At 73.3% G+C, this 21269-nt stretch carries 15 protein-coding genes; 9 read left to right on the top strand and 6 right to left on the bottom strand.

Annotation, left to right across the window (positions count from 1 at the left end):
- Positions 1-270: 270 nt before the first annotated feature.
- Entirely contained in the window at positions 271-831 is a 561-nt protein-coding gene (locus tag ACIGQF_RS33760) for a MarR family transcriptional regulator (RefSeq protein WP_361553868.1), read from the bottom strand.
- Positions 832-1088: 257 nt separating this feature from the next.
- Between ACIGQF_RS33760 and ACIGQF_RS33755 the strand changes: the two genes are divergently transcribed.
- Positions 1089-2375, top strand: a complete 1287-nt coding sequence (locus ACIGQF_RS33755; RefSeq protein WP_399718385.1) for an MFS transporter — start codon at positions 1089-1091, stop codon at positions 2373-2375.
- Positions 2376-2502: 127 nt separating this feature from the next.
- On the opposite strand, the gene ACIGQF_RS33750 is transcribed toward ACIGQF_RS33755, so the two are convergent.
- The gene (locus ACIGQF_RS33750; protein WP_399718382.1) at positions 2503-4395 is read right to left on the bottom strand and encodes a SpoIIE family protein phosphatase; all 1893 of its coding nucleotides are present in this window, start codon (positions 4393-4395) and stop codon (positions 2503-2505) included.
- A 430-nt stretch (positions 4396-4825) separates the two neighbouring features.
- Positions 4826-6208 carry an NAD(P)/FAD-dependent oxidoreductase gene (locus ACIGQF_RS33745; RefSeq protein ID WP_399718380.1) on the bottom strand — a complete coding sequence of 461 codons (1383 nt, stop codon included), beginning with the start codon at positions 6206-6208 and terminating at the stop codon, positions 4826-4828.
- Between the two features lie 416 nt (positions 6209-6624).
- Here ACIGQF_RS33745 and ACIGQF_RS33740 point away from each other — a divergent pair, with 416 nt between their 5' ends.
- Positions 6625-7437, top strand: a complete 813-nt coding sequence (locus ACIGQF_RS33740; protein ID WP_399718376.1) for a TetR/AcrR family transcriptional regulator — start codon at positions 6625-6627, stop codon at positions 7435-7437.
- A gap of 279 nt (positions 7438-7716) precedes the next feature.
- The gene (locus ACIGQF_RS33735; RefSeq protein ID WP_399718373.1) at positions 7717-9615 is read left to right on the top strand and encodes a sigma-70 family RNA polymerase sigma factor; all 1899 of its coding nucleotides are present in this window, start codon (positions 7717-7719) and stop codon (positions 9613-9615) included.
- Positions 9616-9737: 122 nt separating this feature from the next.
- Here the strand turns inward: ACIGQF_RS33735 and ACIGQF_RS33730 are convergent, their stop codons facing one another.
- Positions 9738-11828: an asparagine synthase-related protein gene (locus ACIGQF_RS33730; RefSeq protein WP_399718370.1), complete on the bottom strand. Its 2091-nt coding sequence runs from the start codon at positions 11826-11828 to the stop codon at positions 9738-9740.
- Positions 11829-12526: 698 nt separating this feature from the next.
- On the opposite strand from ACIGQF_RS33730, the gene ACIGQF_RS33725 reads away from it, so the two are divergent.
- From ACIGQF_RS33725 to ACIGQF_RS33700, 6 genes are all read left to right on the top strand, one after another.
- Positions 12527-14110 carry an MFS transporter gene (locus tag ACIGQF_RS33725; protein ID WP_362217842.1) on the top strand — a complete coding sequence of 528 codons (1584 nt, stop codon included), beginning with the start codon at positions 12527-12529 and terminating at the stop codon, positions 14108-14110.
- Between the two features lie 432 nt (positions 14111-14542).
- On the top strand, positions 14543-15982 hold the full coding sequence (lhgO, locus tag ACIGQF_RS33720; protein WP_399718366.1) for an L-2-hydroxyglutarate oxidase: 1440 nt from the start codon (positions 14543-14545) through the stop codon (positions 15980-15982).
- A 186-nt stretch (positions 15983-16168) separates the two neighbouring features.
- Positions 16169-17125: a tRNA (guanosine(46)-N7)-methyltransferase TrmB gene (trmB, locus tag ACIGQF_RS33715; protein ID WP_399718362.1), complete on the top strand. Its 957-nt coding sequence runs from the start codon at positions 16169-16171 to the stop codon at positions 17123-17125.
- A 188-nt stretch (positions 17126-17313) separates the two neighbouring features.
- A complete protein-coding gene (locus ACIGQF_RS33710; protein WP_399718359.1) occupies positions 17314-18603 on the top strand; it encodes a PrsW family intramembrane metalloprotease in 1290 nt (429 codons plus the stop codon).
- Positions 18604-18703: 100 nt separating this feature from the next.
- The gene (locus ACIGQF_RS33705; protein WP_399718404.1) at positions 18704-19093 is read left to right on the top strand and encodes a very short patch repair endonuclease; all 390 of its coding nucleotides are present in this window, start codon (positions 18704-18706) and stop codon (positions 19091-19093) included.
- A gap of 110 nt (positions 19094-19203) precedes the next feature.
- The gene (locus tag ACIGQF_RS33700) at positions 19204-19503 is read left to right on the top strand and encodes a hypothetical protein (protein WP_399718356.1); all 300 of its coding nucleotides are present in this window, start codon (positions 19204-19206) and stop codon (positions 19501-19503) included.
- A gap of 191 nt (positions 19504-19694) precedes the next feature.
- Here ACIGQF_RS33700 and ACIGQF_RS33695 read toward each other — a convergent pair whose 3' ends face one another.
- Together ACIGQF_RS33695 and ACIGQF_RS33690 are read right to left on the bottom strand one after the other, a co-directional pair.
- Positions 19695-20669: an aldo/keto reductase gene (locus ACIGQF_RS33695; RefSeq protein WP_399718353.1), complete on the bottom strand. Its 975-nt coding sequence runs from the start codon at positions 20667-20669 to the stop codon at positions 19695-19697.
- Between the two features lie 119 nt (positions 20670-20788).
- Positions 20789-21220: a VOC family protein gene (locus tag ACIGQF_RS33690; RefSeq protein WP_399718401.1), complete on the bottom strand. Its 432-nt coding sequence runs from the start codon at positions 21218-21220 to the stop codon at positions 20789-20791.
- Positions 21221-21269: the final 49 nt, after the last annotated feature.

The following is a 21269-nucleotide window of genomic DNA, read 5'->3' as shown; positions in this document are numbered from 1 at the left end:
ATCCCTGTCGGAGGGGGTTTCGCGCCTTCCGGCGTGATCACTACTTTAGCGGTTTTCCGGGCCGGCTCATAATCGAGCCGATCGGTTGAATTTCGACATGCCGAAATTGTTCCCGAAGGAAGGCCGTGCAGTAATGGGTTGCCGCCGGTGCGGCGTGAGTGGCTGCCGCAAAACCGTTACGGCTGTGTGGCAACTCGGAGAACACTACGGACCGGGGTAGGCCGTGTCAACCGGGGTCCGGCCCGTCCGGAGCGGCCGTGACAGGGGTGTTCAGTCGAGGTCGGTGAGGCGGCCGTCCGCGTCCGGCTGGGCGTCCTCGACGCGGCGCAGCAGCCGGGTGAGCACGTCGCCCAGGAGCCCCCGCTCGCGGGAATCGAGGTCCTGGAGGAGGTCCTCCTCGAATACCGAGGCAAGGCGCATGGCCTCCAGCCACTTCCCCCGGCCCTCGTCGGTCAGCTCGACGATCACCCGTACGCGGTTGTTCTCGTCGCGCTCCCGGTTGACGAGTCCCTCGTTCGCCATGCGGTCGATGCGGTGCGTCATCGCGGCCGGCGTCAGGCCGAGCCGCTTGGCGAGCTCGCCCGGGCCCAGGCGGTACGGGGCGCCGGAGACGACGAGGGCCTTCAGCACCTCCCACTCGGCATTGCTGATCCCCAGCGTGGCGGTCTGCCGGCCGTAGGCGACGTTCATCCGGCGGTTGAGGCGCTGCAGCGCGGAGACGACCTTCTCCACCTGCGGGTCGAGGTCCTGGAACTCGCGCTGGTAGGCCGCGATCTGTTCCTCGAGGCTCGGCTCGGCCGGGCTCTGGACCGCTTCTGAGGGCTCTGACATGCGGCGCAGTATGGCACGGAAGTCATTGGCGTTGAAGTCCTTGGTCATGTACTCTTTAGCTTCGAACTTTAGAGTTGAAGTCTTCAGCTTGTGACTGTCCGGGACGGACCGAACACGTTGCGGCTCTCCTCTTCCTCTGAAGTCCGCCAGTGCTGGGGGGGCACCTGAGCCTGTCCGGGGGACCGAATCCCGCGTGCGCCTTACCCCGCCCTGCACACATCCGTATTCGACGACCTTCTCGACCTAGGTAGGTGAGTGTGACCACCGCAATGGGCGCCGCGCTGCGCCGGATCCAGCTGGGCAACGCACTGAGCGCGTTCGGCAACGGCTTTACGGTCCCGTATCTGTACGTCTACGTGGCGAAGGTGCGTGATCTTGGTGCGAGTACGGCGGGCGTCGTGCTCGCCATGCTCGCCGTCGCCGCGCTCGTCGTGCTGCCCTTCACCGGTCGTGCCATCGACCGGCGGGGTCCGCTGCCGGTCGCCGTGGTGGGCACGTTCGCCGCCGCTCTCGGCGCGCTCGGCCTCGGGCTGTCCGACAACGAGCCGATGGTGATCGCCTCGACCGTGGCGCTCGGCGCGGGCATCGCGGTCATCCAGCCGGCGCTGGCGACGATGATCGTGTGGTGCTCGACGACCGTGACCCGGTCGCGCGCCTTCGCCACCCAGTTCTTCCTCAACAACCTGGGCCTGGGCATCGGCGGTCTGATCGGCGGCATGCTCGTCGACGAGAGCGACCCGGCGAGCTTTGTGCGGCTCTTCGCGATCGAGGCCGTGATGTTCCTCGTGCTCGGTGCCGCCGTGGCGACCGTACGGCTGCCCAAGGCGCCCAAGGTCGAGGGCGAGGTCCCGGTCGAGGCGCGCGCCGAGGGCTCCTGGCGGGCGCTGCTCGCCGACCGCCGGATGATGTGGCTCTGCCTGCTCGGGTTCGTGCTGTTCTTCGCCTGCTACGGGCAGTTCGAGTCGGGCCTCGCCGCGTACGCCACCGAGGTCACCCGCATCGCGCCGTCGACGCTGGGCATCGCGCTGGCGGCCAACACCGCGGCCATCGTGATGGCGCAGTTCGTCGTCCTGAAGCTGGTCGAGCGGCGCCGCCGCAGCCGGGTCATCGCGGTGGTCGGGCTCATCTGGACCGTGGCGTGGGTCGCCGCGGGGCTGTCCGGCCTGGTGCACGGCGCGCAGGCGGTGGCCACGGGGCTGCTGATCTCCACGTACATGCTGTTCGGTGTGGGCGAGTCGCTGCTGTCGCCGACGGTGTCGCCGCTGGTGGCGGACCTGGCGCCGAGCCGGCTGATCGGTCAGTACAACTCGGTCTTCGCCCTGGTGAAGCAGCTGGCGCTGGCGGTCGGGCCGGCCGTGGGCGCGCTGCTGGTCGGCCACGGCGCGTCGGCCGCGTACATCGTGATGCTGATCCTGTGCGCGCTCGGGATCTCGGCGCTGGCTCTGCGCCTGGGCCGGCTGCTCACCCCCGCGCAGGACAACCCGCGTGCCACGGCCACGCCGGTCGAGGTGCCGGTCAGGGACGAGGTGGCCTGCGTCGCGTAGGGCGCCGCCCGTCCGGAAGGGGCCGGGTCCGTACTTTTCTGTACGGGCCCGGCCCCTTCTGTATGCGTCGTGTCCCACGCCGCTGCGTCCTGTCATGCGCGCTGTCGTCGGGCCGGCGCGCTACTCGCTACTCACTCGGCAGGGCGAACTCGCACCACACCGCTTTACCGCCCCCAGGGGTACGCCGCGAGCCCCAGTTCGAGGCGATGGTGGCGATGATCGAGATGCCGCGGCCCGCCTCGTCCACCGGCTCGGCGCGGCGGCGGCGCGGCAGGTGGTCGTCGCCGTCGGTGACCTCGACGATCAGCCGGCGGTCCGTACGCCGCAGCCGGAGCCGCATGGGCGGCGTGCCGTGCTGGAGGGAGTTGGCGACCAGCTCGCTCGCCGCCAGTACGCCGAGGTCGTGCAGCTCCGGTGAGAAGCGCCAGGAGGCGAGCACGCCGGAGGCGAAGGCACGGGCGCGCGGCGCCGCCTCCGTGCCGCCGTGCAGCTCCAGCGCGGCGTTGTGGAAGAGCTCGGCCTCGGGGCCCGTGCGGTCCGGGTGCTGGAGGACGAGGACGGCGACGTCGTCGTCGTGGTCGTTGGTGATGCCCAGCGAGCGCAGCAGGCGGTCGCAGATGATGTCCGGGGCGCCGGTCGCGCCGGCGACGGCGTTCTCCAGGGCGGCGACGCCCTCGTCGATGTCCTTGTCGCGGCGTTCGACCAGACCGTCCGTATAGAGGACGGCCGTGGAGCCGGGGCTCAGCGGGAGGCTGCCGGAGGAGTGCAGCCAGCCGCCCGTACCGAGGGGCGGGCCGGTCGGCTCCCCGGCGCGGTGGACCGTGCCGTCCCGGTCGCGTACGAGGATCGGCAGGTGCCCGGCCGAGGCGTAGACCAGGCGTCCTTCGTTGGGGTCGTGCACCGCGTACACGCAGGTGGCGATCTGGCTGGCGTCGATCTCCGCGGCGAGGCCGTCCAGGAGCTGGAGGACCTCGTGCGGCGGGAGGTCGAGCCGGGCGTAGGCGCGGACGGCCGTACGGAGCTGGCCCATGACGGCGGCGGCACGCACCCCGCGGCCCATGACGTCGCCGATGACCAGCGCGGTGCGGCCGGCGCCGAGGGTGATCACGTCGTACCAGTCGCCGCCGACCGCGGCGTCGGTGCCGCCGGGGTGGTAGATCGCGGCGACCCGGAGGTCGTCGGGCTGCTCCAGTTCCTGCGGGAGCAGGGAGCGCTGGAGGGTGACGGCGGCCTCGCGCTGGCGGCGCTCCGCGGCGCGCAGCCGCTCGGCGGCCTCGACCTGGTCGGTGACGTCGGCGGCGAAGACGAGGACGCCCTTGTGCGGCGCGACGCAGGCGATCTCCGGGTCCGGGGCCGGGGTGCTGGCGGCGGCGACCTCGATGGGGGTGCAGGTGAACGTGTAGTAGCCGTCGCGGCTGAGGTCGGAGCCGGCGCCGCCGGGGACCTTGCGGGCCTTGACCGTACGGGGCTTGCGGCTGCGCAGTACCTGGTCCATCAGCGGCAGCAGGCCCAGCTCGTCGAGCTCGGGGAGGGCTTCGCGGGCGGTGAGGCCGGCCGGGCGGTCGCCGAAGACCTTGGCGTACGCGCCGTTGACGTACGCGATGCGGTGCTCGGGGCCGTAGACGACGGCCACGAGGGCGGGGATGGTGCCGAGGATCTCGTGGGCGGAGAGCGCGTCGACGGTGGGCGGCTGCGTACCGGACGCGGCGGGGGCGTGCCCTTCGGGGCGCCCGGCGCGGGCGGCGGGGACCGAGCCGCCGGCGGCCTCCGGCGGGGTGCCCGCCGTGTCCGCGGTGTCCGTCGCGGTGCTCCTGGCGGGGGTCGCCGGGTCGGCCTCGGTCCGGTCCGCGGCATCGGCGGGCGGGGTGGCGGCGCCGGAGGGCCCGGTGGGCTGCCCGGTCGAGGGAGGGGTTCTCCGGGACGGCTTGGGTGACGACGCGTCCGGCGCCGCACCGCGGTCTGCCCGCGCGGCACGGCGTTGCGTACCGGGGAAGCGGGCGCTCCAGCGAGTGAAGTTCACGGAGGTGTACCTCTTAGATCGCGACGCGGCGCCGAGCCGGTCCGGCGGCCGGGAAGTGCCTCCCGGCCGTTGGCCGGCGGAAGGTCGGGCGGAGGCGCGCCGAGCGCCCTCTGGCGTGATGCAGCAAACGTCCCAATTCCTCGCGCTTGTCACTCTTTGCAAAAACGAGCCCACCCATGGTCACACGTCCAGTGTGACCGACCGGACTGACATCCGTCAGACGCCGGAGTGGCGGGTGGAGTTCCTGGCCTGGTGGAGCACCGCCCGTTCGACTGAACGCAACGGTGAACGTATGACCGACGACGGCATATGGTCCAGGGGTATGCGGCGGTCGGCACCACATGCGCGGTGCCGCACACCGTACGGAGGGCGTCGCGCCGCGGCGGGCGCCCGGCCCCGGAGGGACGTCAACCCCGCGCCCCGCGCGACGTCAACTCCCCTCGTTCTGCCGCCCCGTGCCCGCAGCGAGTTCGAACTCCGCCCTGGGGTTCTCCAGCGACCCGAGTGAGACGATCTCGCGTTTGAAGAACGCGGCGAGCGACCATTCGGCGAGCACACGGGCCTTGCGGTTCAAGGTCGGGACGCGGCTGAGGTGGTAGGCGCGGTGCATGAACCACGCCGGATAGCCCTTCAGCTTCCGCCCGTACACGTGGGCCACGCCCTTGTGCAGCCCCAGGGAGGCGACCGAGCCGACGTACTTGTGGGCGTAGTCCTCGACGGGCTCGTCACGTATGGCCGCCGCGATGTTCTCCGCGAGCTGCTTGGCCTGGCGCACGGCGTGCTGGGCGTTGGGCGCGCACTCCGTACCGGGCGTGTCGGCGGTGACGTCCGGTACGGCGGCGGCGTCGCCGGCTCCCCAGGCGTGCTCGACGCCCTCCACACGGAGCGCGGCGGTGCACTTCAGACGGCCGCGTTCGGTGAGCGGCAGGCCGGTCGCGGCCAGGATGGGATGCGGCTTGACGCCCGCCGTCCACACGAGGGTGCGGGTCGGGAAGCGCGCACCGTCGTCCAGCACGGCGACGCGGTTCTCGCACGACTCCAGGCGCGTGTTCAGCCGCACATCGATGTTGCGGCCGCGCAGCTCCCGTACGGCGTACTCGCCCATCTCCGCGCCCACCTCGGGCAGGATGCGGCCGGTCGCCTCGACCAGCAGCCACTTCATGTCCTCGGGCCGGACGTTGTGGTAGTACCGCACCGCGTACCGGGCCATGTCCTCCAGCTCGGCGAGCGCCTCCACGCCCGCGTAGCCGCCGCCCACGAAGACGAACGTGAGCGCGGCGTCCCGGACGGCGGGGTCGCGAGTGGAGGAAGCGATGTCGAGTTGCTCCAGTACGTGGTTGCGCAGCCCGATGGCTTCCTCGACGGTCTTGAAGCCGATACCGAAATCGGCCAATCCGGGGACGGGAAGCGTGCGCGAGATCGAGCCGGGCGCGAGCACCAGCTCGTCGTACTGCATCTCGACCCCGCCGGTGCCCTCCTCCTCCGTGGCCAGCGTCTTCATCGTGGCCGTGCGCTTGGCGTGGTCGATGCCCGTCACCTCACCGATGACGACATGACACCGGTCCAGGACGCGGCGCAGGGGGACGACGACGTGCCGCGGCGAGATGGAGCCGGCCGCCGCTTCGGGCAGGAACGGCTGGTAGGTCATGTACGGGTCGGGATCGACCACCACGATCTCGACCGTGCCGCCCTGCAGTTCCTTGCGCAGGTTCCGCTGCAGGCGGAGGGCGGTGTACATGCCGACGTAGCCGCCGCCGACTACGAGAATGCGCGCCGGGTGCTTCACAGAGGATCTCCTCGCGACGTCGCCCATGGCCCGTGGGGTGCGTCCGGGGGCGTCGGTCCGGCCCCGGCGGAGCCACGATCACATAGCCGTGTACCCGCTCCGGGACACAGCATTTCTCCATGACGCACCCCCGCCGTCTCTTTGTCCACAGGGAAGGCGAAATACGGACGGTGGGCCGGGGCCCCCGTTGGAACCCCCGCTTCCGCCGGTGTGGAATGAGGTCCGCAGGTCAGGCGGGGGTACGAGATGGCGGGAGTGTACGGAAACGGGGCGGATCGGGCCCGTACTCCGTTCGAGGGGCGGACTGTACGGAACTGCCCCCTTCATTCTTGACCTGCGCTCAACTATGTTCGTACTTCGTCGGGGTGGAGCCGGAAGCTGGCAGCCCCGGCAGTCAGGGCGGGGAGTCTCCGGGGGGAGACGTCATTACCGGGGGATCATCTATGCACATGCAGAGTTCTCATTGGCCGGCGGCGGTGGCGTCCGCCGGCGACCGGACCGGCGGCGTGAGCGAGGCAGGCGTGCCCGGCCGGACCACACCGCTCCGGGTGGACGCACAGCGCAACTTGGAACATGTTCTGCGAGCTGCCCGCGAAGTCTTCGGCGAGCTGGGATACGGCGCGCCCATGGAGGATGTGGCGCGCCGGGCCCGGGTCGGGGTGGGCACGGTCTACCGCCGCTTCCCGAGCAAGGACGTGCTGGTCCGCCGCATAGCGGAGGAGGAGACCGCACGGCTGACCGACCAGGCGCGCACCGCGCTGGGGCAGGAGGACGACCCGTGGTCGGCCCTCTCGCGCTTCCTGCGCACGTCCGTGGCGTCCGGCGCCGGACGGCTGCTGCCGCCGAGCATCCTGCGGGTCGGCAGCGGCGTGGATGGGGCCGAGGGGCTCGCGGAGGCGCGGGTGCCGCAGCAGCGGACCGCGCCGGAGCCCCCGGTGGCGCCCGGTGAGCTGCGCATCGTCGCCCAGCGCACGTCGCCGGACGACGGGCCGGCGCAGCCGCACTCCAACGGGCAGGGGCCGGAGATGTCCGCGGCCGACAGCGGGGGCGCACAGGCCCTCCTGGACGTCGTCGGGCAGCTCGTGGAGCGGGCGCGCGAAGCCGGGGAGCTGCGCGCGGACGTGACGGTCTCCGACGTGCTGCTGGTGATCGCGACGGGCGCGCCTTCGCTCCCGGACGCGGCACAGCAGCAGGCCGCCTCGGCGCGGCTCCTGGAGATCCTGCTGGAGGGCCTGCGCTCGCGGCCGGTGGCCTGAGCGGACGGTTCGTACGGCGTGGCCGGGGCTTTTGTCCCGGCCGCTGTCGTGTCACGGGCCGTCGTGGCCACCCTCGAAACAGGGAATGCCGCCCCTCGAAACGGGGATCATGCGTACCTCGAAACCGGGATCATGCCCCGTGCGGGTGACTCCTAGAGCTGCTGCGCGGCAAGTCGCCCCGGACGAGTGATTGCGTCACACCGCCGTAAGGCTTCAGCCATCCTTGTGGCAGTCTTTCGCGATGGTCAGACTGGTGGCGTAGTTCCGGGGGCCTCGGCAATGACATTTGAGGGGCGCGACGAGCGCGACGACCGCGGCGTCGGCGCGGGCGACGTCGCCGGCTCCGGCCATGGCGCCGGCCCGCAGGCGAGCCGGCCGGAGACCGTACCGCAGCAGCGCGTACCGGGCGCCGACGCGTCCGGCGCGGCCGATCAGGCACCGCCCGGCACCGAGCCCGAGGCGCCGCCGTCCGACACCGAGCTGGTCTCCCGTATGCGGGCCGGTGACGACAGCGCCTACGAGGAGCTGTACCGCCGGCACGCCGAGGCCGTACGCCGCTACGCCCGCACCTGCTGCCGGGACGCGCACACCGCCGAGGACCTGACGGGCGAGGTGTTCGCGCGCACGCTGCAGGCGGTGCGCCGGGGCGCCGGCCCGAAGACCGCGGTCCGCGCGTACCTGCTCACCACCGTGCGCCGCGCGGCCGCCGACTGGGTCAGGACCGCCAAGCGCGAGCACCTGGTCGAGGATTTCGCGGTCTTCGCTTCCTCGGCGGCCGGCTCCTCGATGGACGACGACACGCTCGACCTCGGTGCGGACGTGCGCGCGATGCACGAGGCGGAGCGTTCCATGGCCGTACGGGCGTTCCGCAGTCTGCCGGAGCGCTATCAGACGGTGCTGTGGCACACGACCGTCGAGAAGGAGTCGCCGAGCGAGGTCGCGCCGCTCCTGGGGCTGTCCGCCAATGCCACCGCCGTACTGGCGCACCGGGCCCGTGAGGGCCTCAAGCAGGCGTACCTCCAGGCGCACGTGAGCGCGTCGCTGACGTCCGGCGGCGACTGCGCGCGGTACGCGGACCGGCTGGGCGCGTACGCCCGTGGGGGCCTGCGGGTGCGGGCCGAGCGCGGACTCCGCAAGCACCTGGAGGAATGCGCGCGCTGCCGGCTCGCGGCGCACGAGGTCGCGGACGTCAATCAGCGGATCGGTGCGGTGCTGCCGGTCGCGGTCATCGGCTGGTTCGCCGCCGGGTACGCGGTCAAGGCGGCGGCCGGGGTCGTCGGAGCCGCCGGAGCGGGCGCTGCGGCCGGTACCGGCGCGGCGGCGGCCGCCGGTGGCTCGGGGCACTCCGCGGGCGCGGGAGCGGCCGCCGAGGGGCTCGGGACGCCCGCGAAGGTCGGCATCGGGGCCGGGCTCACGGTCGCGGCCGCGGGGGTGGCCATGGCGCTGGCAGGTCTCCAGGACCCGCCGAAGACGCACGCCGAGCCGCCCCCGCCGGCCCCGTCGAGACCGGCGCCCCAGAAGCCGGAGCCGAAGCCCACCCCGAAACCCGAGCCGCCCGCTCCGGAGCCCGCGCCGCCGAAGCCCGCGCCTCCGAAGCCCGCGCCGCCGAAACCGAAGCCGACGCCCACGCCCACGCCTGAGGCGCCGAAGCCGGCCCCGAAGCCCGAGCCGACGCCGCCTCCGAAGCCGAAGCCCACGCCGCCCCCGAAGCCGGCGCCGAAGCCCCCGCCTCCGCCCCCGGCGGCGCCGTACCCGGTCAACACCCTGGACTGGGACTTCACGGGAGACGACAGCAAGCCGGAGGTGCGCACCACGGAGAGCAGCTTCCTGTGGAAGCGCCAGAGCGGCGTCAGCATCGGCGGCACGCACTACGCGCACGGAGTGACGACCCACGCGCCTTCTTCGGTGACGATCGACCTCAACCGCGAGTGCACGGCGTTCGACGCCTACGCAGGGGTGGACGACCTGGGCCTCGGGCGCGGCGCTGTGCGCTTCTCGGTGTACGCGGACGGGGTGCGGCAGTGGAGCTCGGGGGTGGTGCACGGCGGTGACGCGGCCGTACCGGTGCACGTACCGCTGAGCGGCCGTACGACCCTCCGGCTGGTCGCCGAGCCGCAGAGGCCCGCCGACACCCTGGCGTTCAGCGACTGGGCACAGTCACAGATCAGCTGCCGGTGATCGCCCGCTGACCGTGCACCGACCGGCCGCCGGGGCTGACGTGCGGATGCCCCGGCGGTCCTGCGGGGCGCCCGCCGACGGCTCGCAGAGGCGCCGGTGCGGCCCCGTACGGCCCGCGCGGCTCAGAGCGCCAGCCGCTCGACGCCGCTCGCCACGGCGCGCTGTCTGGGGGCCGCTGCGCCGGTCCAGCAGGTGCCCCGCCGGGCGAGCAGGCGGCGCAGCCACAGCTCCGTGGAGACCAGCTCCGCCAGGCCGTCCAGCGGCAGCGGTACGCCGTCGGCCGCGGCCCGCAGCGCCTTGCGCACGACGCGGGCCTCCACGAGCCCGGCGTCGGCGAGCAGGGGTGCGTCGAAGAGCCGGATGAGGTCGTCCAGGGCGGCGCGCAGCCCGGCCCGGACGGCCGCCGCGTGCGTCACGTGCGAGGTGGCGCCCCACCCCGGGGGCAGGTCGCGGATGCCCGCCCCGGAGAGCACCGCGCGCAGCACCGAGGCGCGTGCCCCCGGTTGCACCCGGAGCGTGTCGGGGAGGGCGCGGCAGGCCAGTACCACCTGGTTGTCCAGAAAGGGCGCGTGCAGGCGCTGGTTGCGTACCTCGGCGGCCTGCTCGAAGACCCGGTGGTCGGCGGCGTGCCGGGTGAGCGCGGCGCGCGCCCTGCGCTCGCCGGGGCGCCCGACGGCCGGTGAGCGGAGCGCCGCGTCGCTCAGCCGAACCGATACTTCAGCGAGCGCCTCGCCCGTGAGCCAGCGCGCGGCAGGGCCGGGCCGGCACCACGTGAGGGCCGCCAGCGAGGCGTCCACGGCGCTGCCCGCCACCGGCTCGTCGGCGAACTCCCGTCCCAGCAGCCGCCCGGCGGCCTCGGAGACCCCCGCCCCGTAGGGCGTACGGGCGAGCCGGCGCGCGGCCCGGTAGACGGTGAACGGTATGAACACCGAGTGCGCCGCAGCGCCGTCGGCCTTCGCCAGCGCCGTGACGGGCCGCAGCAGATGCCGTCGGCGCCGGTCCAGCAACAGGTCCGCCAGGCGCGCCGGATGGGCGTCCAGTACCTGCCGCGCGCCGTGCCCCACGAAGTGGTCGGCGCTCCCGGAGAGCAGCCGTTTGCGGTGCCGTTCGGCGGCGACCATCGAGGGCCCCGGTTCATCGGTGAGCGGGCCCGCCCCGAGGTCCGCGTACGGCAGCGCCTCCTCGCCCGCCGCGACCACCACGTGGTGCAGCCGCGGGTTGTCCGCGAGGGTGCGGGCACGTTCCAGCTCGGCCTCGTGGTACGCCCTGCCGCCGTTGGTGGCCAGGTCGTTGAAGGTCACCGCCAGCAGCCGCTCGCCGTGCCCGTTGAGCCGGCCCGGCTGCCCCGGCAGGCCGGCCGCGAGCAGCGCGAGCGTGCCCGAGGCGCTGCCGCCGGAGAGGTCGGCGCCGACGCCGGGCGCCGGTGCGCCGCGCGCGGCCCGCCGGTCGGCGGGGCCCATGCCGGGCACCGGGCCGGGGTCCAGGCCGCCGGGAGAGCCCCGGCCGCCCCGGGGGTCGGGCGCGTGCCGCGGGGCCGCCAGACGCGCGCGTACGGCCTCCACCAGCGCCTCCCGGACGCCGTCCACGGCCTGTTCGGGAGCGAGTTGGGGTGCGGAGACGGCGAGCGAGTGGGTCTGCTCGTACGAGGTGATCTCGCTGGATCCGCCGCGCAGCACCAGGGAGTGGCCGGGCGGGACGCGCCGCACCCCCGCGTACGGCGTCCCGTGGCCGAGCGCCTCGGGCGCGTCCGGGCAGGCCAGCAGCGCCGCGAGGTGCCCGACGTCGAGGCTCGCCCCGACCAGGTCGGCGAGCGGCAGGGCGGCGGTCGCGTAGGCCGTACCGCCGGCCCACCGGGTGTGGAAGACCGGGCGGGCGCCGGCCAGGTCGCCGGTGACGGTCAGCCGCCGGCCGACCTGCGCGACGGCGGTGTAACTGCCGGGCCAGGCCGTGAGATGGCGCAGCGCACCGCCGCGCGCGGCCAACAGGCCCACCCGCAACTGGTCGTCGGTCGCGCCGCAGACCCCGAAGACCGCGATTCTGGTCTCGGGGTCGGCCTGCACGACGCGCACCTCATCGGGGCGCCAGTCACCCACCGCCCACAGGGGATCGGGGTCGCCCCACAGGAGTTGGGCGCCCACGGGGAGCACCGCTCGGCTGTCATCGGTGAGGTCCGGGCCCGTGGCGGTACTGCTCCACCCCACCAACCAGCGCATCGCGGCCTCCCCGCCGTCTCCCCGTCGCTCCGCACACCGGTCACGGGGGCGCTCGGCCGCCCCGTACGGCGCATGGCACAGCTGTTGTGCGGACCACTCTGCCACGACAGGAGCGGCTCGGAGGCGGCATGGGGGTGGCGTGTATCCGCGCCGTCCCGGCGCCCCGAAAGCCCTTGCGACGCCCGCGGCGAGAAACCGTCGGGTGGCGGTATTCAGCCAAAGTCCGTTCCGTACCGATACGTTGCGGAGGGGAGCGCTCTCGGCGCAGTTCCGGCGCATTCAGGGGCGGCCGGCCGGAGGCGTGCTCCGTACCGCGGACCGGACGGTCCGCCCGGCGGTCCTGTTTCCCTCCGTTGCGTAAGTGATCGCGACAGTCCGGGAGGTGGGACTCACCCCCCGGACCGGACCGCCACCCGCGGGGAATGAGGTGGCGGTGTCCCCCAGCCCACTGGATCCAGTGCAGCGGGCCGACCCACGCAGGTTCCATGGAAACGTGCCCGCCACGGACCGGCCAGCGCGCACGGACGGGCGCACGGCAACACGTACCCGGAGCACATGCCCACGTCCGTCCTCCCCTCCGGACATGAATCTCGCCATCCGGGACACCGGCCCTTAACGGTCGGGATTCAGCGAACTACTCTGGGTGGACGCATGCCCCGGGGAGTACGGGGTGGCCGTCGCTTGGTCGAGGGGTGCGCATGTCCAGGGATACTCGCGGGCCGAACGAAAAACTCGGCACCGTTCTCGCCCTCGCGGGGATCAGTAACGCCGGGCTCGCCCGTCGGGTCAACGACCTCGGTGCACAGCGCGGGCTGACGCTTCGCTACGACAAGACGTCCGTCGCCCGATGGGTGTCGAAAGGCATGGTCCCGCAGGGTGCGGCGCCACATCTGATTGCGGCTGCGATCGGCAGCAAGCTCGGCCGCCCGGTGCCGCTGCACGAGATCGGGCTGGCCGACGCCGACCCCGCGCCCGAAGTGGGCCTGGCCTTTCCCCGGGACGTGAACGCCGCCGTACGGTCCGCGACGGAGCTGTACCGGCTGGATCTGGCCGGACGGCGCGCGGGCGGCGGCGGCATCTGGCAGAGCCTGGCCGGTTCCTTCGCCGTCAGCGCATACGCCACACCCGCCTCCCGCTGGCTCATATCCCCCGCCGACAGCTCAGTGGCGCGCGGCGTCCCCGAAGCGGATACCGGGCGCGGCGGCCCGCACGACACGGAGGCGGACACCGGACCCGGTGGCGGCCCCTCGGGACCGGCCGTCGCGGCCGTCGGCACCCCGGGCGTCGTGGGGGTCTCCGCACGGGACAGAGCCGCCGGCAAGGACGACTCCAAGGACCCGGCACCCGGCGGTGACCCGCTGCCCCAGCACGTCGGCCACAGCGACGTCTCCAAGCTGCGCGAGGCGGCCGAGGACGCCCGCCGCTGGGACTCCAAGTACGGCGGCGGCGACTGGCGTTCCTCGATGGTGCCCGAGTGCCTCCGGGTGGACGCGGCGCCATTACTCCTCGCCTCGTACAGCGACGAGGTGGGACGCGCACTCTTCGGAGCCACCGCCGAACTGACCCGGCTGGCCGGCTGGATGGCGTTCGACACGGGCCAGCAGGAGGCGGCGCAGCGGTACTACATCCAGGCGCTGCGCCTGGCACGCGCCGCCGCCGACGTGCCCCTGGGCGGCTACGTCCTGGCATCCATGTCGCTCCAGGCGACCTACCGCGGCTTCGCCGACGAGGGCGTCGACCTCGCGCAGGCCGCGCTGGAACGCAACCGTGGCCTGGCCACAGCCCGCACGATGAGCTTCTTCCGGCTGGTCGAGGCGCGGGCCCAGGCGAAGGCCGGCGAGGGCCGCGCCTGCGAGGTCGCGCTGAAGGCGTCCGAGGGCTGGCTCGAACGGTCGCGCGAGGGCGACCCGGACCCGTCCTGGCTGGACTTCTACTCGTACGAGCGCTTCGCCGCCGATGCCGCCGAGTGCTACCGCGACCTGAGACTTCCGCGCCAGGTACGGCGCTTCACGGAACAGGCCCTGTCCCGCCCCACCGAGGAATTCGTGCGCTCGCACGGCCTGCGGCTGGTGGTGTCGGCGGTGGCCGAGCTGGAATCGGGCAATCTCGACGCGGCCTGCGCGGCGGGCACCCGCGCGGTCGAGGTGGCCGGGCGGATCTCCTCGGCCCGCACGACGGAGTACGTCCGCGACCTGCTGCACCGGCTGGAGCCGTACGGCGACGAGCCGCGCGTCGTGGAGCTGCGCGAACGGGCCCGGCCGCTGCTGGTGGCGCCGGTGTAGGACCCAGGGGCCGGTCCCTGGGGCGTGCGTCGGCCGGTACGCGGTGGGCGCCGGCTTCGGGGTGCGCGGCGGGTACGCGGTGGGCGCCGGCTTCGGGGTGCGCGGCGGGGCCAGGGCGCGCTCGGTCCAGGGTTGCGCTTGGACTCGGAGCGTGCGCTCGGGTTCAGGGCGTGCGCGGCCCCGTTAGGTGCCGTACGTGCCGGTCCTACGCCGTGGGCGGGCCCCTGTCCGCCCCCGACCGGTTCGTGATCCGCTCTTTCGGTGGCTTTTGCGGACCGTTCCGCGGCTGCTCCCGGCGCGCCGGCGCTGGTCACCACGCTGTCCGCCGTACGGGTGACGAAGCCCGGTGCCGATCGGATGTCAGTGCCCCCCGTCATGATGGGTATGTCGGTCGTGACGTGACGTTGCTCGTGATGGGGAGGTGCTGCCGCGATGGCGTTCGAGCAGGCGGAGGGGCGGCCCTCGGGGGAGGCGCCCGAGGGGTCCGCGGAAGCCGCGCGGCGTGCGGAGGCAGGCGCGAAGGAGCCCGCCGGCGCGGGACGGGCCGCCGCGCGCCCCTCAGGCGCCCCCTCCGCTCCCCGGACCACTCCGGAATCCGCGAGCGCGCTGACCGGTCCGACCAACCGGACCACCCAGGCGGCCCGGCCCCGGAGCGCCGGTCCGGCTCACCGCTCCGACTGCGACGTCGTGATCATCGGCGCCGGCATCGTCGGCCTCTCGACGGCGTACGCGATCACCCGCGCCGCGCCCGGCACCCGCGTCGTCGTCCTGGAGAAGGAGCCCGGCCCCGCCCGCCACCAGACGGGCCGCAACAGCGGCGTGATCCACAGTGGCATCTACTACCCGCCCGGCTCCCTCAAGGCGCGCTTCGCGCTGGAGGGCTCAGCCGAGATGACCAAGTTCTGCGCCGAGCACGACATCCCGCACGAGATCACCGGCAAGCTGATCGTCGCCACCGACCGCGCCGAGCTGCCCCGCCTGCACTCCCTCATCCAGCGCGGCCGGGAGCACGGCCTGCCCGTCCGCGAGCTCGGCCCCGCGCAGATCCTGGAGTACGAGCCCGAGGTGCGCGGCCTCGCCGCCATTCACGTGGGCACGACCGGCATCGCGGACTTCGGCGCCGTCGCCGCCCGCCTGGGCAGCCTCGCGACGGAGGCCGGCGCGCGCATCGAGTACGGCGCCGACGTACGGACGATCGGCCGCCGCGCCGGCCGCGTCGCGGTCCGTACGGCCGGCGGCCGGGTCGTCCGCGCCCGGGCGCTGGTGAACTGCGCGGGGCTGCAGTGCGACCGCGTCGCCCGGCTGGCCGGCGACGCCCCCGGGATGCGCATCGTCCCGTTCCGCGGCGAGTACTACTCCCTCTCGCCCGCGCGCGACTCCCTCGTACGCGGCCTGGTCTACCCCGTCCCCGACCCGGCCTTCCCCTTCCTCGGCGTCCATCTGACCCGCGGCATCCACGGTGACGTGCACGTCGGGCCGAACGCCGTCCCGGCCCTGGCGCGCGAAGGGTACGACTGGCGCACGGTCCGGCCCGGCGAGCTGGCGGGCACGCTGGCGTACCCGGGCGCCTGGCAGATAGCCCGCCGCCACTGGCGGTACGGCACGGGCGAGCTGCACCGCTCCCTCTCCAAGCGCGCCTTCACGGACGCGGTCCGCCGCCTGCTCCCGGCCGTCACGGCCGACGACCTCACCCCGGCCCCGGCCGGCGTCCGCGCCCAGGCCGTCCTCCCCGACGGCACCCTCGTCGACGACTTCCTCATCACCGAGGGCCCGCACACGGTCCACGTCCTCAACGCCCCGTCCCCCGCGGCCACGGCCTCCCTTCCCATCGGCCGAGAGATAGCGGAACGGGCTTTGCGGCTGCTGGGGTGAGGTGGGGTTGGGGGGACGGTGGGGGCCGCGGTCCAGGGGCGCGGCTGCCCCACTGGCGGCCCCACCGGAGGCATCCGACCCGCACCGGCGCCCGACGGCCCCACCAAGGGCACCCGGCCCAAGCCCAGCCCGGCCCGCCCCTGCGACCGGCTGCCCCCGCTCCCCCGCCCGTAGAATCGACCCACTGTGTCCGAGAACCCCGCCACCCCCGCCGAGCCCGCCCCCTCCGTACCCGGAAGGGCTGCGGGTACCGCGCCCGAGCAGCACATGGAGCAGCACGTGGGCGACGCCCCCGTCTCCCCGGAGACGGCCACGGAGCCAGCCGCGGAGACGGCCGCGGAGACGGCAACCTGGGCTGCAGCCCAGACTCCGCCCACGCAGACGCCCCACAGCTCCGCCCCCCGGCCCGGCGGGCGCGAGCCGATGTTCCCGCACGGCACAGGACCGGCCGCCGACCCGGCGGGCTCGCATCACGAGCGGCGCATCCGCTCGTTCCAGCCGCGCCGCAGCCGCGTCTCCCCCAGCCAGGCGGACGCGATCCGCCGCCGGTGGCCCCAGTGGGGTCTCGACATCGACGGCCTCTCCCGGATCGACCTCGGCGAGCTGTTCGACGGCCTTCCCGTCGTCCTCGAAATCGGCTTCGGCATGGGCGAGGCGACGGCCCAGATGGCCGCCGCCGACCCGGACACCGGCATCCTCGCCTGCGACGTCCACACCCCCGGCCAGGGCAACCTCCTCGCTCTCGCCGAGCGCAACGGCCTCTCCAACATCCGGGTGGCCAACGGTGACGCGATCATCCTGCTCCGCGAGATGCTCGCCCCCGCCTCCTTGGCCGGTCTGCGCGTGTACTTCCCGGACCCGTGGCCCAAAAAGCGCCACCACAAGCGCCGCCTGATCCAGCCGGAGTTCCTCTCCCTGGTCACGACACGGCTCGCGCCCGGCGCGATCGTGCACTGCGCGACCGACTGGGAGCCGTACGCCGAGCAGATGCTGGAGGTGCTGAGCGCCGAGCCGACGCTGGAGAACTGCCACGACGGCTACGCGCCCCGCCCGGACTTCCGCCCCCTCACCAAGTTCGAGGGCCAGGGCCTGGACAAGGGACACGTCGTCCACGACCTCCTCTTCCGCCGCCGCGCGGACTGACGCGGCCGCCCTCCCCCGGGCGGGCATCTGGCCCGTAACCACCCCTTCCACCCCCACCAATCGGCCCCGGTGGCCGACTACGCGCGCCGCCGCCACCTGGTGGTTACTGTCGAAGAGTGCACCCGTCGCAGCCGTCACCGGACCGCCCCTCGGGTCCCTCGTACGGACCACCGAGCGGGCCTCCGGCCATGCCTCCGGCTCCCGACGGCAGACCGACCTCCCACGGGCCGATATCCCGCGGGCCGGCGTCCCGCAGGGCGCTGTTCCGCGCCCTGTCCCTCATCACCCTCATAGCCCTGCTGACCCTGTCCGGCATCGCCATCCTGACCATGGTCCGCCGGCAGACCGGCACGGAAGGGTTCCTGGTCGGTTTCGCGCTCGCCGTCTTCCCCGTCCCGGTACTGGTCACGGTGTTCCGCTGGCTCGACCGCGTGGAGCCGGAGCCATGGCGCAACCTCGCCTTCGCCTTCGCCTGGGGCGCCTGCGCCGCGACCCTCGTCGCGATCGTCGCCAACGGCTTCGCGACCCAGTGGCTCAGTACGAACATCGCGAGCGTCTCCCCCACCGACGCGGAGACCTGGAGCAGTACGGTGGTGGCGCCCGTCGTCGAGGAGTCGGCGAAGGCCGCCGCCATCCTGCTCCTCTTCGTCTTCCGCCGCCGGCACGTCGACGGCATCACGGACGGCATCGTCATCGCCGGCCTCACGGCCACCGGCTTCGCCTTCACCGAGAACGTCCTCTACCTCGGCAACGCCGTCGGCCGCGACCTCTCCCTCGGCTCCCTCAGCCTGCACTCGCTGGCCGGGCTCGCCGACTCCCTCACTGCGGGCACCTTCTTCGTACGCGTCATCATGTCGCCGTTCGCGCACCCGCTCTTCACGGTCCTCACCGGCCTGGCCTTCGGCATAGCCGCGACCCGCTTCCCCCACCACCGCCCGCTGCGCCTGGCGCTGCCCGTCCTGGGGCTGACGACGGCGATCCTGCTCCACTCCATATGGAACAGCGCGTCCTCCCTCGGCAGCTTCGGGTTCCTGGCCGTCTACGGGCTCTTCATGGTCCCGGTCTTCGCGGCCGTCTCCTGCCTCGCCGTCTGGTCGCGCCGCGAGGAACTGCGCTCCCTGCGCACCTACCTCCCCCCGTACGCGGCCGCCGGCTGGCTCACCCCGACCGACCCGCTCACCCTCTCCTCGCTCAGGACGCGCGCCCTCGCCCGTACGATCGCCCGCCGCACCCACGGCCCCGCCGCCGCCCGCGCCGTCACCGAGTACGCGGCCCTGGCCACGTCCCTCGCCTTCCTCCGCCGCCGCGCCCACCGCACCGGCCCCACCCCCGACTTCCACACCCGCGAACGCGCCCTACTCCACCACCTCTGGCAAACCAAACCCCTGGCCCACCCCGCCCTGACCCACGCGCATCGCACCCGGAACCAGGCTCAGGCTTCGGCCCCTTCGCACTCGCCCGCCCCGTACGACGGCTAGAACGGCGTAGTCCCCGATGCCCCCCGCCTCGCCCCACCGGCTGTCCGGCACAATGGGCCCCGTGCCTGTGACGCCCTCCTCCCCCGGTGTCTCGGCGCGCATGAGTCGCCAGGCCAGCAAGGACACCTCCGTGGAGATGGCCGTCCGCCGGCTGCTCCACGCCGCCGGGATGCGCTACCGGCTGCAGCGGCGCGTGCCCGACATGCCACGTCGAACGATCGACATCGCCTTCCCCGGCCTCAAGGTCGCGGTCTTTCTCGACGGGTGCTTCTGGCACGGCTGCCCTCAGCACGCGACCCACCCGAAGGCGAACGCCGAATGGTGGCGGCAGAAACTCGACCGCAACATGGCACGCGACCTGGAGACGACCGAACACCTCACCGCCGCCGGCTGGACGGTCCTCCGCTTCTGGGAACACGAGACCCCAACCGACGTGGCAGCGAGCATCGCTGTCGCACTCTCCGAGGTCCGGGGCGGCAAGGCCCGCTGAGCGGCGGATGCTCCGCGGCGGAGCGTCACCGTCGCAGCCCTCCCTCACCGGAGGCGAAGCCCGAGCGTAAGGTCATGGGCAGAGATGTCCATGATGCGGAGGTTGTCGTGATGGCTCGGGTTCCGGCGAGTGTGGTGGCGGCTGCTGGGCTGGTGGGGGGCTACGGGGTGGCTCGGTGGACGAAGAAGCGGCCGTTGGGTGGGGTGGCGTTGGCGGCGGCCGGGGCTGTAGCGGCGCGGGAGTGGCAGCGCAAGGGCGGGAACGGTACGGCGGCCGCGCTCAGCGGGCTGTACGTCGCGGCGTTCGCCGGGTCGCATCCGCTGGCGAAGAAGGTGGGCGCCTGGCCCTCGGTGTTCGCGGTGGCCGGGGCCGTGGCGGCGACTTCGTGGGCGGTCGTCGACCGGAAGTGAGCCGGTGGGGCAGAGCCACTGGGGTCGTGAACCGGTGGGGTGGTGAGCCGGTGGGGTGGTGAGCCGGTGGGGTTGTGGGCCTCTGGGGCTGTGAACCGGTGGGACTGTGAGCCGGTGGGGTCGGGCGTGGCTGGGGGCGGTGGCGCGGGGGTACCACCGCCCTCAGCGCGTACGAAGCTCGCCGACGGACGTTACTCCGAGGCGTTCGTCAGTTGGGCGATGTCCTCGTCGGTGAGGCGGAGGCCGCCGAGGGCCATGAGGGCCGGGAGTTGGGCTACCGTGCGGGCGCTGGCGATGGGGGCCGTGATCGTGGGCTGGGCGGCGAGCCAGGCGAGGGCGACGGTGGCCTGGTCGGCCTCGTGACGTTCGGCGACCTGGTCGAGGGCGGCCAGGACGCGGCGGCCGCGCTCGGTGGCCAGGTGCTCGGCGGCCTTGCCGGAGCGGGCGCTGTCCACGTTCGTGCCCGGGCGGTACTTGCCGGTCAGGAAGCCGGAGGCGAGGCCGTAGTACGGCATGGCGCCCAGGCCGTACCGGGCGGCGACATCGCGCAGCGGGCCCTCGTACGTGTCGCGGGACACGAGGTTGTAGTGCGGCTGGACGGCGACGTACTTGGCCAGGCCTTCGCGGGTGGAGAAGTCGAGGGACTCCTGCAGGCGCTCCGGGGAGATGTTGGAGGCACCGATCTCGCGGATCTTGCCGGCCTTCACCAGCTCGTCCAGGGCGGAGATGATCTCGGAGACCTCGACCGACTCGTCGTCGTAGTGGGTGTAGTAGAGGTCGATGTAGTCGGTACGGAGACGGGCCAGGGAGTCGTCGACGGCCGCCTTGATGTTGGCGGCGGACAGGCCCTTGCGCTCGGGGAGGGCGCCGACCTTGGTCGCGATGACGAGGTCGGAACGGTTGCCGCGGACGGTGTGCCAGTCGCCGATGATCTTCTCGGACTCGCCGCCCTTGTTGCCGGGCACGAAGAAGGAGTACGCGTCGGCCGTGTCGATGAAGTTGCCGCCGGCCGCGGTGAACGCGTCCAGTACGGCGAAGGAGGCCGACTCGTCGGCGGTCCAGCCGAAGACGTTGCCGCCGAGGGACAGCGGCGATACGGAGAGCGAGCCGAGCCGCTTGGCGGAGGGCACCGGGCCGGGAACGGAAGCAGGAGTGGAAGTGGCCATGTTTTCGTTCAGCGGGGCGAGTGGGGGAGTTATTCCGTTGCCCGTCGACCGGTATTCCGTTGCCCGCCGGCCGGAATTCCGTTGACGGCGGCCGGTACTCCGCCGACCGCTCGGGCGGGCTAGCGCTCGCTCAAGGGGGACGGGGCCTCCTGGACGGTCCAGCCGTTGCCGTCGGGGTCCTTGAAGAGCATGAAGGCGTTCCAGGTCTCGCCGCGGCCCGCGGCCCAGCCGTCGGCACCGAGGTGCTGGACCGGACCGACATCGACACCCCGCTGGACCAGTTCGGCATGGGCCGCCTCGATGTCCACCACGCACAGCTGGAGGCCCTGGAGCGAGCCCGGCGCCATATCGGTCTGGCCGGGGGCCGGTGGCATGCCCTGGATGAGGGCGATCGAGCAGCGGGAGCCGGGCGGGGTGAGCTGGATGATCCGTACGCCCTCGGCGATCTGCGCGTCGGTGTCGACCTTGAAGCCGCACCGGTCCGCGTAGAACTCCTTCGCCCGGTCCAGGTCGGTGACGGGGACGGTGATGACTTCGAGGGTCCACTCCACGAGGGTCCGCCCTTCGGTCGGCACGCCGTCGTACCCCGGCGGGACTTCC

The sequence above is a fragment of the Streptomyces sp. NPDC053560 genome (assembly GCF_044544605.1).
In the GTDB taxonomy this organism is placed as follows: Bacteria; Actinomycetota; Actinomycetes; order Streptomycetales; family Streptomycetaceae; genus Streptomyces.
The sequence above is the reverse complement of the archived record's forward strand: the minus strand, read 5'-3'. Positions and strand labels throughout refer to the sequence as shown.

Coding starts and splice junctions, on each gene's coding strand:
- ACIGQF_RS33760 (WP_361553868.1), bottom strand. CDS start 831: ATGTCAGAGCCCTCAGAAGCGGTCCAGAGCCCGGCCGAGCCGAGCCTC.
- ACIGQF_RS33745 (WP_399718380.1), bottom strand. CDS start 6,208: ATGGGCGACGTCGCGAGGAGATCCTCTGTGAAGCACCCGGCGCGCATT.
- ACIGQF_RS33740 (WP_399718376.1), top strand. CDS start 6,625: ATGCACATGCAGAGTTCTCATTGGCCGGCGGCGGTGGCGTCCGCCGGC.
- ACIGQF_RS33735 (WP_399718373.1), top strand. CDS start 7,717: ATGACATTTGAGGGGCGCGACGAGCGCGACGACCGCGGCGTCGGCGCG.
- ACIGQF_RS33730 (WP_399718370.1), bottom strand. CDS start 11,828: ATGCGCTGGTTGGTGGGGTGGAGCAGTACCGCCACGGGCCCGGACCTC.
- ACIGQF_RS33725 (WP_362217842.1), top strand. CDS start 12,527: ATGTCCAGGGATACTCGCGGGCCGAACGAAAAACTCGGCACCGTTCTC.
- lhgO (WP_399718366.1), top strand. CDS start 14,543: ATGGCGTTCGAGCAGGCGGAGGGGCGGCCCTCGGGGGAGGCGCCCGAG.
- ACIGQF_RS33710 (WP_399718359.1), top strand. CDS start 17,314: ATGCCTCCGGCTCCCGACGGCAGACCGACCTCCCACGGGCCGATATCC.
- ACIGQF_RS33705 (WP_399718404.1), top strand. CDS start 18,704: ATGAGTCGCCAGGCCAGCAAGGACACCTCCGTGGAGATGGCCGTCCGC.
- ACIGQF_RS33700 (WP_399718356.1), top strand. CDS start 19,204: ATGGCTCGGGTTCCGGCGAGTGTGGTGGCGGCTGCTGGGCTGGTGGGG.
- ACIGQF_RS33695 (WP_399718353.1), bottom strand. CDS start 20,669: ATGGCCACTTCCACTCCTGCTTCCGTTCCCGGCCCGGTGCCCTCCGCC.